The following is a 13,613-nucleotide window of genomic DNA, read 5'->3' as shown; positions in this document are numbered from 1 at the left end:
CCTCGTTGGCCGGTTCGTCAACTACCTCTGCCGGCGAGGTGTGTCACCTCGCCGCGCCGAGGGTCCGCGGCTTGGGTCAGCGACGCAGGCCGAGACGCTCGATCAGCGAACGGTAACGCTCGATGTCCTTGTCCTGCAGGTACTTCGAGAGCCGCTTGCGACGACCGATCAGCGCCATCAGGCCGTGGCGGGTGTGGTGGTCGTGCTTGTGCTTCTTGAGGTGCTCGGTGATGTCGGCGATCCGCTTGGACAGCAGCGCGATCTGCGCCTCCGGGGAACCGGTGTCCTTCTCGTGCACGCCGTACTCGGCGAGGATCGCCGACTTCTGCTCAGTGGTGAGAGCCACAGATACTCCTCCTTGTTTCAGTCCGCGCTCGAGGGACCGGACGAATCCGGCTGGGCGCCGCCGCGGACCGCAGCAAACCCGACGGGACAGCTTACCGGAGCGCTCGTGGTAGCGGAAATCGGCCCCGGGGAGCCCTATTCGCCGGTCTCGTCGTCGAGCACCTTGCGGGCCTGGTCGACGTCCTTGCCGATGGCCTCGACCAGCTCCTCGATGGACCCGAACTTCCGCATGCCGCGCAGCTGCTCGACGAAGTCCACGGCCACGTGCTTGCCGTAGAGGTCGGCGTCGAAGTCGAGGACATGGGGCTCGACGGTGCGGTTGCGGCCGTCGAAGGTCGGATTGGTGCCGACCGAGATGGCGGCCATGTGGCGCTCGCCGGCCAGCGGGTCGCCGGGTTCGAGGACGGTGAACCAGCCCGCGTACACCCCGTCGGCGGGGATGGCGGCGTGCATGGTCGGGGCCACATTGGCGGTCGGGAAACCCAGGCCCTTGCCGCGGCCGTCGCCGTGCACGACCACGCCCTCGACGCGATGCGGGCGGCCCAGCGCCTCGGCGGCCGCGCCCACATTGCCCTCGGCCAGGCAGCCGCGAATGTAGGTGGAGGAGAAGGTGACGGCGTGCTCACCGAGCAGCTGCACGCCGTCGACGTCGAAGCCGTAGCGGCTGCCGAGCTCGCGCATGGTGTCGACGGTGCCGGCGGCCTGCTTGCCGAAGGTGAAGTTGTCGCCCACCACGACCTCGGCCACGTGCAGCCGGTCGACGAGCAGCTCCTCGACGTACTCCTCGGGGGTGAGCTTCATGAAGTCACGGGTGAAGGGCATCACCACGAACACGTCGATGCCGAGTTCCTCGACCAGTTCCGCGCGCCGGTCCAGGGTGGACAGCTGCGCCGGATGCGCACCGGGCCGCACCACGTCGACGGGGTGCGGGTCGAACGTCATGAGCACCGACGGAACGCCCCGCACCGCAGCGGATTTCACCGCACGGCTGATGAGCTGGGCGTGACCGCGATGCACGCCGTCGAACACCCCGATGGTGAGGACACACCGGCCCCAGTCCGCGGGCATCTCCTCGAGACTTCGCCATCTCTGCACACGGGAAGCCTACGCAAAGCGCGTCACAGACAATATTCGGCGGTGCGGATCTTCACGGCCGGAAGCATGTCCGTCACCCTGCGTTCACCACTCCGGCCCACCCGCCGGCGTGGCCCACCCGGAGATGAACCAGTGCTGGCGGCCGGTATCGGGTTCGTACCATCGGCGTGGAAGTCTCCCGACGTCAGCTCCATAGACATGGATACCGACGCAAGGGGTCTCGCTCCCGCAGTTGACCCTATGGACGTCGTCGTCGGTGGTGCAGCAGATCGTCACCTGACCGCGATGCCAGTCGTGTTCCACGGTCGCCACGAGCGGGATGTCCGGGGCCGCGGGTTTGACGTAGCGGGTCTCGTGTTCGACACCGGAGTAGATCCCGACCACTCCCCAGGTCTCGTGTCCGTGGACAGGCGTGGTCTGACCGACATCCCACACCGCCGACACGATGCTGAACGATCCATCGGTCGCGATATGGAGCGGGTACACCACGTAGTGGTCCGCATGCGGCTGCGTAAATTCGGGCGGAAGAGTGACATCCGAAGCCAGCAGCGCCCGGAGCCGGTCGGCTACCAGAACCGTGAGCCGGTGTTCGCCGCTGCTGTCGTGGACCAGGGCGTCCACGTCCCCGGCGAACCGGGTCAGGTCGGCGGCACCGCGGCCGGTATGGATGCAGGTCATCGAGACTCCTCTCCGTCTCCTCGGTGGAGGCCGCTCCGATAAGCCCTTCAGTACCACGTGATAAGCCCTTCAGCACCAAGTAGAGTCGCGCCGCAACGGTCGAACATGAGGAATTTGTCCCATTTTCGGGAGTGGTACCGGCGGGGGCGGAGCGTCGTGTCCGAAACAGCGTCGGCGTAGCGTGAGTAAGCGCGACGACAGGAGACGATCGTGGCGCCGTTTGTTTCCCGACGAGAGGTCCTGGCGGCACTTTCGATTGCGATCGATCTGGGCTTGGGCCAGCCGATGGAGCACATGCTGCGGTCCGCGGTCATCGGGACCCGGCTTGCCGATCTGCTGCGCCTGACCGAGGAGGAGCGGTCGGCCGTCTTCCATACGTCGCTGCTGATGTGGATCGGATGCCATGCCGATTCGCACGAGTACGCGCACTGGTTCGGCGACGACATCACCGTTCGCCACGACAGCTTCGCGGTGGACTGGTCGGGGTTGCCGTATCTCCGCTTCTTGCTCCGCAACGTCGGACGCGGGTTGCCGGTGGGCAAGCGGGCGCAGATCGGCGCGACGTTGATCAAGGACGCCAGGGGCAACCTCGGCAAACTGGTGCGCTCGCACTGCGCTTCCGCATCGCTGCTGGCCGAGCAGTTCGGCCTGGGCGAAGAGGTCGCCTCCGCGCTGCGTTTCGCCTTCGAACGGTGGGACGGGCGTGGACTGCCGAACGGAGTCGCCGGCACCGGCATCCCGATCGTGATGCGGGTCGTCCAGCTCGCCGATGTCGTCGAGGTGCCCCATCGCGCCGACGGCGTCGAAGCGGCGATCACGGTGGCCCGCGGCCGAAGCGGTGGACAGCTCGACCCGCAACTGGTGTCCGTCCTCGCCGGCTCGGCACGGGACCTGCTCGGCCTGCCGGACGACGCGTGGTCGGCGGCCGCGGCGGCACTGCCCGATCCGGATCGGATCGTCACCGGCGCCGAACTCGATACGCTGCTGCTGGCGCTCGGCGACTTCGTCGACCTGAAATGTCCTTTCACCCTTGGTCATTCGCGTGGGGTGGCAGAGCTGGCGCATGCCGCGGCGAGCTGCGCCGGACTGGGCCCGGCGGACGCGGACCTGATGCGCCGGGCAGGGTATGTCCACGACCTCGGCCGCATCGGCGTGTCCAACCACATCTGGGAGAAACCGGGACCGCTGACCGCCTCCGAATGGGAACGCGCGCAGATGCACCCCTACCTGACCGGCCGGATCCTCAGCCGCGTGGGCGGTCTCGAGGCGGTCCGAGCCGTCGCGGAACGGCATCATGAACACCTGGACGGCTCGGGGTACCCGAACGGTCTCACCGGCGGCGCTCTCTCCGTGAACGACCGGCTGCTCGCAGCCGCGGTGAAGTACCACAGCTCGCGGGAACCGCGACCGTATCGGGTGGCCCTCGACCCCGACCAGGCTGCTCGCCGGCTGCGCCGCGACGCAGCGGCCGGGCGACTCGAGCCGACCGCGGTCGAGACGGTGCTGGAAGCCGCGGGACACCGGCGGTCCCGGCGACCCGCACGCCCGTCGGGTCTGACCCCCAGGGAGACCGAGGTACTGATCAACGTGGCCTGGGGTCGATCGAATCGGGAGATCGCGAATGCCCTCGGCGTTTCGGAGAAGACGGTCCGCAATCACGTCGAACACATCTACAGCAAGATCGGGGTCACGAACCGGGTCGGGGCGAGCCTGTTCGCGACACAGCACGGCATGGTCAGCCCGGTGTCCCCGTGAACCGGAAAAGGGGGCGAATGCCTCATGACCACCCGGGTCGTCCCGACGACGATCGTTCCATGACGACCATCGATAACCCCAGAACCGCGGCGCAGACGACGCTCGACCGACCGGCGCTCTGGCCGGGTACGGACGAACGGCTCGCCGGTTACGGCGTGATGGGTATGCCGTTCGAAACCGGGGACTATCTCGCACTGCGGCATTTCGCCGCCACGTCGATCGGTTCGGGCTATCGCGCTGTGTGGCACCGGAACCCGGCAGGCGAATGGACCTTCTACTCCGATGTGGCGCCGGAACTCAGCTGTGCCCGGTACTTCTCCGACGGCGGCACGGCCACCACGGTCCGCACCCCGATCGATATCGAGTGGGTCGGCCCGTACTCCTTGGAGGCCCGGATTCCCGGCATTCTCGAGTGGCGGATCGACCTGGAGGCCACCGGCCGTACCCGCCTGCTGAGTGCCGTGGGACGCCACACCCCGGCCGCGGTGTGGCGCAGCGACCGTTGTCACCGGATCATGGCCAAGGGCGTGGGCCCGATGCTGCAGGTCGGGCGTATCCGCATGAGCGGAACTGCCCCGAACGGGCAGCACTTCGCGGCCGGACCGATGCTGATGTGGCTCGTCTCCGCCAGCCGGGCACGGTTGCGCGGAGCCGATCTCGGCGCACCCGCTCCGCTGCCACAGCAGCAGCGGCTCGGCGATTTCTGGCTGCCGCAACGCGGCGTGTTCGTCGTCGCGAAAGCCGCGTTCGACTCGTTCGACCCGGCCAGACACCTGGCCCCTGCCGCCGCGGCGTGATCGCGGGCCGTCGGTCATCGATGTTCGAAGGCCGCAAATTCGCCATCCGGATCGTTCCGGCGCCGGTAGGTTAGGGATCTGCGGGAAGTGAAACCAAAGGTCAGGAGTGCGCCTCGATGACCTGGACTACCGGCCCGGTCATACCCTGGATCAACCCTCGGTCGGCCCATCGGCAAGCTGTCGCGGCGGGCCTGGTCGTGATGCGCCGCGACCCGCTCAATGCCGAGACGCCGGTTTCCGAGCTGGGCGGCGGCGTCACTCCGAACGCCCGGTTCTACAAGCGGAATCATTTCCGGATTCCGGATCTCGACCCGGCCGACTGGCGGCTTCGGGTCACCGGCCAGCTCGCACATCCGTCGACGTGGACTCTGCCGGACCTGCGCCGAATGCCGTCGCGGACACGGACTGTCACCCTCGAGTGCGCCGGCAACGGCCGAGCGGCCCTGGACCCACCGACGCCGGGAGAGCAGTGGGGACTCGGCGCGGTCGGCACGGCGGAATGGACCGGAGTGCCCCTGCTCGAGGTGCTCGCGCAGGCGGGTCCCGCGCCCGGAGCGTGCGAAGTGGTGTTCCGCGGTGCGGACAGCGGGCCTGTCGACGGGCATTCGGGAACGATCCGTTTCGAGCGCAGCCTCGACCTGACCGATGCCCGGCACAGCGGGGCGTTGCTCGCCTACGCCATGAACGGTGAGCCGCTGTCCGCCCTCCACGGCCGTCCGCTCCGGCTGGTCGTTCCGGGCTGGTACGGGGTGGCGTCGGTGAAGTGGCTCACCGACATCGAGGTCCTCGACCATCGGTTCGCCGGGTTCTTCCAGACCGAAAAGTACTGCTACGAGTGGGAGCGCGGCGGGCAGGTCGTCACCGAGCCGGTGCGCCTGCAAGAAGTGCGGTCCGTGATCACGGCTCCTGCGTCGAACGCCGTTGTGCGCCCCGGACCGCTCACCATCCAGGGCGTCGCCTGGTCCGGCCTCGCCCCGATCACCGGCGTCGAGGTCTCGATCGGCGGAGGGAGCTGGCAGCAGGCTCGATTGCCGGGGAAGCAACTGCCGGACAGCTGGCGCGAATGGGATCTGGTCACCTCTGTCGATGCCCCCGGACCGACCACCGTGCGGGTGCGGGCGACGGATGCGGCCGGCCACACCCAGCCCGACGAGCCCGCATGGAATCGGTTGGGGTACGGGGCAAACGCGGTCCACTGTGTGCCGATCCACGTCACGCGATAGCGGACCCACCCGCCGAACCGTGCTCCCTACCAGCGAGCGCGCCGATGTGTGAAACCGCGCGAGGTGTGCCTAAGCTCGGGTACGTGCCCGGAAAACGAGACATCGCCACCCGCCGCGAGCTGGCCGATCCGTCCGCACCTTCCGAACCCCACAGCAAGACCGCGACCGTCGCCCCGGTGCTGTCCTCGGTCGCCCAGGACTACCTGAAAGTGATCTGGACGGCGCAGGAGTGGTCGCAGGAGAAGGTGTCGACCAAGCTGCTCGCCGAGAAGATCGGCGTCTCCGCCTCCACGGTGTCCGAGGCCGTCCGCAAGCTCGCCGACCAGGGGCTGGTCGAACACGCCCGCTACGGGGCCATCACGCTCACCGAGGACGGCCGCCGCGCCGCGATCGCCATGGTGCGCCGGCACCGGCTCATCGAGACCTTCCTGGTCAATGAACTCGGTTACGGCTGGGACGAGGTGCACGACGAGGCCGAGGTGCTCGAGCACGCTGTCTCGGAGACGCTCATGGATCGCATCGACGCCAAACTCGGCCACCCCGACCGGGATCCGCACGGTGATCCGATTCCCTCGGTGGACGGCGCGGTGCCCACTCCCCCGGCCCGCCAGCTCAGTGATTTCGACGCCGGCGAATCCGGCCGGGTGGCACGGATTTCCGACTCCGATCCGGCCATGCTGCGCTACTTCGATTCGCTCGGCATCGCGCTGGACACACCCATCGCCGTGGTGGAGCGGCGCGATTTCGCGGGCACCATCGCCGTGCAGGTCGACGAACGCACGATCGACCTCGGAAGCATTGCGGCCGAAGCGATCTGGCTCAGCGAAGCGCACTGAACGGGCGGCCGGGAACTCCGTCGCGGTCAGGCGGGCGCGGCCGGAGTCGCCCGCGAGGTGAGGGCCGCGAGCAGCGAGGAGACCTCGGCGGGCACGTACGGCTGACTCCATCGATACGTCCGAGTCCGGGTTGCGTCGCTGACGGTGACCTCGTAGCTGAACCCATCGGGAACAGCGGTCCCGGCCGATCCGGCGGGGTCGCCGGTGAGCAACCCCGCCGCGATCGTGGCATCCCCGGGCGGCAGGTCGGCGGCATCGACCTCGGCGGTCAAGTCCAGACCGGCCAGCCCACCCGACCGTCGATATGCGATGCGTATCGGCGACATACGAACGAGCGTAGTCCCGATGCGATCACTGCACCGGAACCTTCACCGCGTCCCAGCCGGCCCGCACCGCGTCCGCTTCGGTACTCGTGGCACCGAAGCGGGTGCGCGCGTTCTTCAGCGTGAGAGTCGCGAAGCCGGTGAAGCTGCTGTTGGGCTTGAGCCTCGGGTCGTTGAGGGTTTCGTACCAGATCGTGCCCGGCGCCCGCCATGCCGGTCCGCCGATCGTGAGGGCGGTGACGGCGAACGCGCGGTTGGGGATTCCGGAGTTGATGTGGACACCCCCGTTGTCCGATGTGGTCTGCACGAAATGGGCCATGTCCGCCGGCTGATTGTCATGCTTGTTGGCGGTGCCCGGCGCCTTCATCGACCGCAGCGCCGGTGCCAGCAACGGCCCCACGATGTCGGCGCCGATGAGCCAGTCCGCCTGCGCGGCGTTCTGGCCCAGGTGGTACTGCTTGACCAGCGACCCGAACACGTCGGAGATCGATTCGTTCAGCGCACCCGACTCGCCCGAGTAGATCAGGTTCGCTTCGTGCTGGGTGACGCCGTGGGTCAGCTCGTGACCGATCACGTCGATTCCCCGGGTGGTGTCGGTCAGGATCTGGCCGTCACCGTCGCCGAAGAACATGCGCCCCTGACCGTCCCAGAACGCGTTGTCGAAGGCGGTGCCGTAGTGCACCAGCCCGGCGATCGGCATACCCTGGCCGTCGATCGAATCTCGTTGAAACACATCCCAATACAGCGAGTAGGTGGCGCCGAAGCCGTCATACGCCGCGTCGACGGAGGCGTCCCCGGACGGCGGATCGCCCTCGTGCCGGACCAGTGTGCCCGGACCCGGGCTCTCCGAGTGCCGCTGGTCGTAGATCCAGCGGTGCGGGGTGCCGCCGGCGGCGGCCAGCGCGAGCCGGACGGGCGCGACCAGCCGGGCGGCGACCTCGGCACGAGCCTGCCGGAACGAACTGTCCCGGTCCAAGGCCGTCAAGACCGCCAACCGCTGCTCGTGCGTCGCCTCCCGCGCCAGCGAGACCAGCAGGTCGGGCGGCAGAATGCAGGCGAGCGAATGCCTTCTCATGATGTTCTCCCCCTCGGTTCTCAGGCGCGCACGAGGCCGCGGTTCGCCGGATCGGAGATCCAGTCGAGCAGGCCCTTGACGTCCTGGGTGAAGTACGGCCCGTATTCCACGGTGTCGCCGTCGGTGATGTGAAAACTCTGCAGCCCGTTCGCATATTGGCGCGCCGAACCGTTGAAATCGGTGATCCACGGTCCGCCGCTGCTGCCGTGCTCCATATTGTCGTTGCTCAGCCCGATGGTGCCGGTGGTCGAACTGGATTGCACCGTGCCCAGGGCCTCGTCCATCTTGTTGCCGTCGAACGGCGGGCTGGGCGTCGCGGGGTAGCCGACAGCATCCCAGACCCGGCCCGCGGTGGCGGCGTTCCACAGCAGCCCCAGCCAGCCCACCTGATTGCCCGGGGCGCTGTCGAACCAGACCATTCCGTAGTCGAAGGCGCGGTCCCCGCGCTCAGTCCACGCCGTCCAGGCCGCGGCGGAGTTGTAGTTGAAGCGGTAGGCCGGGTCCGAGGTGGCGCGACTGGGATAGGACGGGAAGAACGCCAGATTGGTGGACCAGTTGCCGTCGCCGAAGACGCAGTGGCCGGCGGTGAGCAGGACGTTCGGCGCGACGAACGCCGCCGACCCGGCGAAGTTGCCGTTGTTCTGGGTGAAGAACAGCTTGCCGCAGGTGGTGTACGGGTAGGCGAGCGGGTTCAGTACCGGGTCGGCGTCACTGGTGCCGCCATGGCCCGAATCTCGGTGCGCGCGTGCGGTTCCATTGTGACCCGCCGGAGTATGTCCGGCCTTTCCGGATGGCTGCGGTGCGATCGCCTGCCGGGGCTGTGCGCCCTTACGCTCCCGCGGCAGCGGAACCGGGATGGCCGCGGCTCGGCGTTCGGGCGTCCAGTATTCTTCGCCGGCCTCGACGCCGGCCATTTCGGCCGGGCCGGATCCGACCACATAGTTCTCGTTGTCGCGTGATGTGCTCATTGCGGTGGTCTCCTCTTCGGGCGGTTTCCAGCAGGGTCGAATCTGCGGGATCATCGAATGACCCAGCCGGAGAATGAGTTCGGAGACCGCGAGTAGCCACAGCCTCCTCACCCCCGAGGCCGGTAATGGATGGGCCCGTTTCGCCCCTCTCCAGGGTGAGCCGGCCCGACCCGAAGGGCATGAGTACTCGGCTACTCGAATCGGCGCGTCGGCAATCAGGCAGCATCCGGAGAACCACCGGCGCCGAGATCAGACGAGGCGGTGCCCGCCGTCCACGTGCAGGACGGTGCCGGTGACGAAACCGTTGCCGATGACCGAAAGGACGGCGGCCGCAATGTCGTCCGGTCGCCCCAACCGCCTCGCCGGCAGCTTCTCGGCCATGGCCGCCAGCCGCTCCTGCTTGTCCTCCCAGGGCATGGACTCCCAGATATCGGTCAGCACCCAGCCGGGCGACACCGCGTTCACCCGAATCGGGCTCAGCTCCACCGCCAGCGCCCGCGTCAACCCCTCCAGCGCGGCATTCACCGCCGCCACCATGGCCCCGCCGACCGCCGGGCGGTAGGCGGCGATCCCGGAAATGAAGGTGAGCGAGCCGTTCTCCGTCAACCGCGCGTGCTTGGCCAGCAGCATCGACCCGATCAGCTTGGTCTCGAGAAAGCCGCGCCCGTGCTCGAAGTCGAAGGTGGCGACGGGTCCGTACGCCCCGGCCAGATCGGCGGCGGTGGTGATCACGTGATCGACGGTCCCGACGGTCTCGAACAACCGCGAAACCTGTTCCTCGTCAGCGACATCCGCGACCACGGCACTCACCTTCCCATCCCCGAGCTCCCGCACCGCGTCGGCCAGCCGCTGCTCCGACCGGCCGACGATGATCACCTCGTTGCCCGCCGCCAGCAGGGCGTCGGCGATCGCCTGGCCCATACCGGAGCCGCCGCCCACCACGACCGCCCGTCCGACCTGTGTTCCGAATCCGTTGTCTGTCATGCCATTCAGCAAACCGGCGGCGCGCACCCCGCGTCCACGACGCGCGGCCGAACAGCCGTGAGGCCGGGGCTAACACCGCAGACCGGCCGCGTGTGTCAGGGCTGGAACGCCGCGAGCATGGCTGCCGGCGCCCGCTGGTCCGGCGAACGCGGGCACCTCCGGCGCGGTGGCCGCCAGATCGAACAGCCGCTCGTTCAGACCCCGCGCCGGGGGCAGGCCCATGCCGTCGGCCCACATGGTCACCGCGCGATCGAGCAGGCGGCTGCGGCTGTCGCCGCCCGGGTCGTTTCCCGAAGTCGAGGCCCGGGCGGGCACCGGTCAGCTGGAACCGAGGCGGAGGCCGCCGGCGAGGGCGTCGGCCATGGTGTGCAGCAGGGGGTTTCGGGTGGTGGTGCGCCAGGCGGCGGCGTAGGTGATGACCAGGGGGCGGGGTTGCAGCGGCCGCCAGACCAGGCCGGGGACCGTCGCGGTGCGGGCGGAGCCGACACCGATGGCCCCGGGGCGGAGCGGCAGCAGCTGCAGCATCTGGGCGTGGCTCATGGCGCTGTCGCTGAGGACGACGGTCGCACCCCGCTCACGCAATTGCGACAGCACCGAATCGTGGACCTCGGGGGCGGCGTCGCGGGCGAACATGATGAGTTCGTGGTCGCCGAGGTGCGCCGGCTCCACCGAAACCGCTGCCGCGAGCGGGTGTTCGCGGGACATGACGATGCCGAGCTCCTCGTCGGCGATGGGCGTGCAGGTGAGGTGATCGGCCAGCCGGACCGGCATGCGCAGCACGGCCAGGTCGACCTCCTCCCGATCCAGCAACCGCGCCTGGTCGCCGCTGGTACCGGTGGACAGCGCGATGCGCACCCCCGGCTGGCGGGCCTTGAGCAGCGCCTCGAGCCGCCCCGGCAACCAGGCGGGGGCGCCGTTCACGATGCCGAGGCGGAACACCGCATTGCCCGGCTGGGCGATCGCGCGGGTCTCGCGCAGCGCGGTCTCGGCCGCCTCCAGCACATTCCGGGCCGTCTTCAACAGCACCTCACCCGCGGCAGTCAGCTCCACGCCATGACTGCCGCGAATCAGCAACGGTCCGCCGACCTCGCGTTCGATGGCCCGGATCTGCTGGCTCAACGTCGGAGTGGAGATGAACAACCGCTCTGCCGCGCGCCGGAAATGCAACTCCTCCGCCACCGCCACGAAGTACCGCAACTGCCGCAATTCCACCCTTGAAGAGTAGGCGGCCACGCGGGTGCGCGAACAACCCGACGGGCATCGGAATCGCCTCGGAATTCGAGGGCTCTACGCCCAGCCCGGGCTCGGGGCGGGAGAGGTGACGGTGGCCCAGCGTTCGGCGATGCGGCGGCCCTGGAAGCGCCACAGTACGAAGCCCTGGAAGCTGAGCGGCTGCCCGGTGGCGCGGTCGGTCCAGCGCCAGACGTTGCGGCACATCACCCGGTCGCCCTCGGCGAGCATCTCCACCACCGTGACGTGCAGGCCGGGCATGGCCTCGTACATGCCGAGCATCATCTTCTCGTCGCCGATCAGATCGGTGGGGCGCCCGCCCGGACCGTCATGGTCGACGAAGTCGGGGGTCATATTGCGGTGGATCACAGCGGCATTGCGCCGGTTCACGAACTCCTCGAAATGGTCGGCGACGAACTGCTTCATGGATTCGAGGGAGAGGTCGGTGGGCATCTTCGCCTCCTCTGCGCGGCCGAGCGACCCTGTCCATGGTGCGCCCGGTCGCCCACGCGGCGTGAGGGATTGGGCAGCGCGGTGTCGGCGATTGGGCAGTGCCACGTCAGAAGAGACCGGTCGGTGCCATGCCAGAAGACCTGCCACCTCAGAGTTTCGCGGGGCGGACCACCATGACCGAGGAGGCGCGTTTGCCCGATTCCTGGAGCAGCGCGATGGCGTGCCCCTCGGGATCGACGGCGGCGTAGACGCCGGGCAGGCCGATCGGGTCCAGCCAGCGGCCGTTGCGCAGATCTTCGGCCTGGGCGGCGGTGATGTCGCGGACCGGGAAGGCGGTGCGCACGGCCGTGTCGATGTCCAGGCTCAGCAGCGGTTCGCCCGCCTCGGCGGCCGCGGCCAGCTGGTCCAGGGTGCGGGCGTGTTCGAGGGTGAAGGGGCCGACTCGGGTGCGGCGCAGCGCGGTGAGATGGCCTCCGACACCGAGCTTTTCACCGAGGTCGCGGGCCAGCGCACGGATGTAGGTGCCGGAGGAGCACTCCACCTCGACGTCGAGATCCACGAATCGGGTTGTGCCGGTGTCGATATCGCGGCGGGCGAGGACGTCGAAGCGGCTGACGGTGACGGGGCGCGCGGCCAGCTCGACGTCCTCACCGGCGCGGGCGCGCGCGTAGGCGCGTTCGCCGTTGACCTTGATGGCGCTGACGGTGGCGGGCACCTGCTGAATGTCGCCGGTCAATGTGGCGATGTGCGAGGCGATCTCGGCGTCGGTGAGATGCCCGGCCGCGGTGGTCGCGGTGACCTCGCCCTCGGCGTCGTCGGTCACGGTGGACTGCCCGAGCCGGATGGTGGCGGTGTACGCCTTGGTGGTCAGGATCAGCTGCCCCAGCAGTTTGGTGGCCCGTTCCACGCCCAGCACCAGCACGCCGGTGGCCATCGGGTCGAGGGTGCCGGCGTGCCCGACCTTCTTGGTGCGCAACAGCCTTCGGCTCTTGGCGACCACGTCGTGGCTGGTCCAGCCGCCGTCCTTGTCGACGATCAGCAGGCCGCCGAAGGCGTCGACCAGCGGCGGCAGCTTCTCACGCTTGGCCTGCACCGCGCCCATCAGGCCTCCACGATCGCGGTCAGGATGAGGCCGTCGCTGATCAGCCAGCGGCCGTCGAACGAGGTCAGCGGACTGCCGCCGTCGGTGACCGAGCCGGGGACGAGCAGCTCGGTGTGGAAGGTGCCCGCGCCGCCGCCCGCGGACTCCTCGTCCACGGTGAAGGTGATGTGCGCGTCCTCGAAGCCCAGCCACCGGCCGGTGAGCGGGAACCACGCCTTGTAGGTGGCCTCCTTGGCGCAGAACAGCAGCCGGTCCAGGTGCAGATCGGTGCCGGGCAGCACGGTCCGCAGCCATTGTCGCTCGGGCGCCAGGCTCACCGAGTCCAGCACACCGTCCGGCAGCTGACCGTGCGGTTCGGCATCGATGCCGATGGACCGGAAGCGCAGTTTGTGGCCGAGCGCGGCGGCCCGGTAGCCGTCGCAGTGGGTGAGGCTGCCGACGATGCCGCGCGGGAACACCGGTTCACCGGTGCCGCCCTTGCCGATGGCGACGGCGGGCTCCCCCAGCTGGGCCAGCGCCTGCCGGGCGCAGTAGCGCGCGCCGATGAAGTCCCGGCGCCGCTTCTCGACCGCGCGGGCAATCAGGTGCTCCTCGCCGGGGTGCGGTTTCAGGTCCTCCGGGTACGCCGTCAGTTCGGCCGCGGCGACCCCGTTGGGCAGAATCCTGCCGAGTATGCGCGCCGACTCCGTCGCCGCGACTGCCCGCTCCTCGATGACCCGCCTCCTGCTCGCTTCCGGCACTGCCGAATC

The 13,613-nt window shown here is 69.0% G+C and carries 16 protein-coding genes; 4 read left to right on the top strand and 12 right to left on the bottom strand.

Going from position 1 to position 13,613, the window contains the following annotated elements; all coding sequences use genetic code 11:
• Window positions 1-76: 76 nt before the first annotated feature.
• The 3 genes from rpsO to ABZV44_RS22205 form a co-directional block, all read right to left on the bottom strand.
• Window positions 77-346 (bottom strand): 30S ribosomal protein S15, encoded by a 270-nt coding sequence (rpsO, locus tag ABZV44_RS22215; RefSeq protein WP_040859570.1) that lies wholly within the window; start codon window positions 344-346, stop codon window positions 77-79.
• Between the two features lie 134 nt (window positions 347-480).
• The gene (locus ABZV44_RS22210; RefSeq protein ID WP_354839250.1) at window positions 481-1,440 is read right to left on the bottom strand and encodes a bifunctional riboflavin kinase/FAD synthetase; all 960 of its coding nucleotides are present in this window, start codon (window positions 1,438-1,440) and stop codon (window positions 481-483) included.
• Between the two features lie 84 nt (window positions 1,441-1,524).
• Complete coding sequence (locus ABZV44_RS22205) at window positions 1,525-2,118, bottom strand: cysteine dioxygenase family protein (protein WP_354839247.1); 594 nt, start codon at window positions 2,116-2,118, stop codon at window positions 1,525-1,527.
• Window positions 2,119-2,325: 207 nt separating this feature from the next.
• Here ABZV44_RS22205 and ABZV44_RS22200 point away from each other — a divergent pair, with 207 nt between their 5' ends.
• The 4 genes from ABZV44_RS22200 (at window position 2,326) to ABZV44_RS22185 (ending at window position 6,729) form a co-directional block, all read left to right on the top strand.
• Window positions 2,326-3,873, top strand: a complete 1,548-nt coding sequence (locus tag ABZV44_RS22200; RefSeq protein ID WP_354839716.1) for an HD domain-containing phosphohydrolase — start codon at window positions 2,326-2,328, stop codon at window positions 3,871-3,873.
• A 59-nt stretch (window positions 3,874-3,932) separates the two neighbouring features.
• Window positions 3,933-4,670 (top strand): hypothetical protein, encoded by a 738-nt coding sequence (locus ABZV44_RS22195; protein WP_354839244.1) that lies wholly within the window; start codon window positions 3,933-3,935, stop codon window positions 4,668-4,670.
• A gap of 116 nt (window positions 4,671-4,786) precedes the next feature.
• Window positions 4,787-5,893 (top strand): sulfite oxidase, encoded by a 1,107-nt coding sequence (locus ABZV44_RS22190; RefSeq protein WP_354839241.1) that lies wholly within the window; start codon window positions 4,787-4,789, stop codon window positions 5,891-5,893.
• A 44-nt stretch (window positions 5,894-5,937) separates the two neighbouring features.
• Window positions 5,938-6,729, top strand: coding sequence for a metal-dependent transcriptional regulator (locus ABZV44_RS22185; protein ID WP_354839238.1), 792 nt, complete (start codon window positions 5,938-5,940; stop codon window positions 6,727-6,729).
• Between the two features lie 26 nt (window positions 6,730-6,755).
• On the opposite strand, the gene ABZV44_RS22180 is transcribed toward ABZV44_RS22185, so the two are convergent.
• From ABZV44_RS22180 to npt, 9 genes are all read right to left on the bottom strand, one after another.
• The gene (locus tag ABZV44_RS22180) at window positions 6,756-7,055 is read right to left on the bottom strand and encodes a protealysin inhibitor emfourin (protein WP_354839235.1); all 300 of its coding nucleotides are present in this window, start codon (window positions 7,053-7,055) and stop codon (window positions 6,756-6,758) included.
• Between the two features lie 25 nt (window positions 7,056-7,080).
• Window positions 7,081-8,127 carry a M4 family metallopeptidase gene (locus ABZV44_RS22175; RefSeq protein ID WP_354839232.1) on the bottom strand — a complete coding sequence of 349 codons (1,047 nt, stop codon included), beginning with the start codon at window positions 8,125-8,127 and terminating at the stop codon, window positions 7,081-7,083.
• A 20-nt stretch (window positions 8,128-8,147) separates the two neighbouring features.
• Window positions 8,148-9,095, bottom strand: coding sequence for a hypothetical protein (locus ABZV44_RS22170; RefSeq protein ID WP_354839229.1), 948 nt, complete (start codon window positions 9,093-9,095; stop codon window positions 8,148-8,150).
• Window positions 9,096-9,344: 249 nt separating this feature from the next.
• Window positions 9,345-10,079, bottom strand: coding sequence for an SDR family oxidoreductase (locus tag ABZV44_RS22165; protein WP_354839226.1), 735 nt, complete (start codon window positions 10,077-10,079; stop codon window positions 9,345-9,347).
• 69 nt (window positions 10,080-10,148) lie between these two features.
• Window positions 10,149-10,394, bottom strand: a complete 246-nt coding sequence (locus ABZV44_RS22160; protein ID WP_354839223.1) for a hypothetical protein — start codon at window positions 10,392-10,394, stop codon at window positions 10,149-10,151.
• Between the two features lie 3 nt (window positions 10,395-10,397).
• Window positions 10,398-11,291, bottom strand: coding sequence for a LysR substrate-binding domain-containing protein (locus ABZV44_RS22155; protein WP_354839220.1), 894 nt, complete (start codon window positions 11,289-11,291; stop codon window positions 10,398-10,400).
• Between the two features lie 75 nt (window positions 11,292-11,366).
• A complete protein-coding gene (locus ABZV44_RS22150) occupies window positions 11,367-11,762 on the bottom strand; it encodes a nuclear transport factor 2 family protein (RefSeq protein WP_354839217.1) in 396 nt (131 codons plus the stop codon).
• A 148-nt stretch (window positions 11,763-11,910) separates the two neighbouring features.
• Complete coding sequence (gene truB, locus ABZV44_RS22145) at window positions 11,911-12,864, bottom strand: tRNA pseudouridine(55) synthase TruB (protein ID WP_354839214.1); 954 nt, start codon at window positions 12,862-12,864, stop codon at window positions 11,911-11,913.
• Window positions 12,864-13,538: a 4'-phosphopantetheinyl transferase Npt gene (gene npt, locus ABZV44_RS22140; RefSeq protein ID WP_354839713.1), complete on the bottom strand. Its 675-nt coding sequence runs from the start codon at window positions 13,536-13,538 to the stop codon at window positions 12,864-12,866. The genes truB and npt overlap by 1 nt, the downstream gene beginning before the upstream one ends.
• Between the last annotated feature and the right edge of the window lie 75 nt (window positions 13,539-13,613).

The sequence above is a fragment of the Nocardia sp. NPDC004860 genome (genome assembly GCF_040609015.1).
GTDB lineage: Bacteria > Actinomycetota > Actinomycetes > Mycobacteriales > Mycobacteriaceae > Nocardia.
This window is presented reverse-complemented; position numbering and strand designations above follow the sequence as displayed.

Excerpts from the sequence above, each read along its gene's own strand:
- ABZV44_RS22205 (WP_354839247.1), bottom strand. The coding sequence starts at position 2,118 with ATGACCTGCATCCATACCGGCCGCGGTGCCGCCGACCTGACCCGGTTC.
- ABZV44_RS22195 (WP_354839244.1), top strand. The coding sequence starts at position 3,933 with ATGACGACCATCGATAACCCCAGAACCGCGGCGCAGACGACGCTCGAC.
- ABZV44_RS22190 (WP_354839241.1), top strand. The coding sequence starts at position 4,787 with ATGACCTGGACTACCGGCCCGGTCATACCCTGGATCAACCCTCGGTCG.
- ABZV44_RS22185 (WP_354839238.1), top strand. The coding sequence starts at position 5,938 with ATGTGTGAAACCGCGCGAGGTGTGCCTAAGCTCGGGTACGTGCCCGGA.
- ABZV44_RS22180 (WP_354839235.1), bottom strand. The coding sequence starts at position 7,055 with ATGTCGCCGATACGCATCGCATATCGACGGTCGGGTGGGCTGGCCGGT.
- ABZV44_RS22175 (WP_354839232.1), bottom strand. The coding sequence starts at position 8,127 with ATGAGAAGGCATTCGCTCGCCTGCATTCTGCCGCCCGACCTGCTGGTC.
- ABZV44_RS22170 (WP_354839229.1), bottom strand. The coding sequence starts at position 9,095 with ATGAGCACATCACGCGACAACGAGAACTATGTGGTCGGATCCGGCCCG.
- ABZV44_RS22165 (WP_354839226.1), bottom strand. The coding sequence starts at position 10,079 with ATGACAGACAACGGATTCGGAACACAGGTCGGACGGGCGGTCGTGGTG.
- ABZV44_RS22150 (WP_354839217.1), bottom strand. The coding sequence starts at position 11,762 with ATGCCCACCGACCTCTCCCTCGAATCCATGAAGCAGTTCGTCGCCGAC.
- truB (WP_354839214.1), bottom strand. The coding sequence starts at position 12,864 with ATGGGCGCGGTGCAGGCCAAGCGTGAGAAGCTGCCGCCGCTGGTCGAC.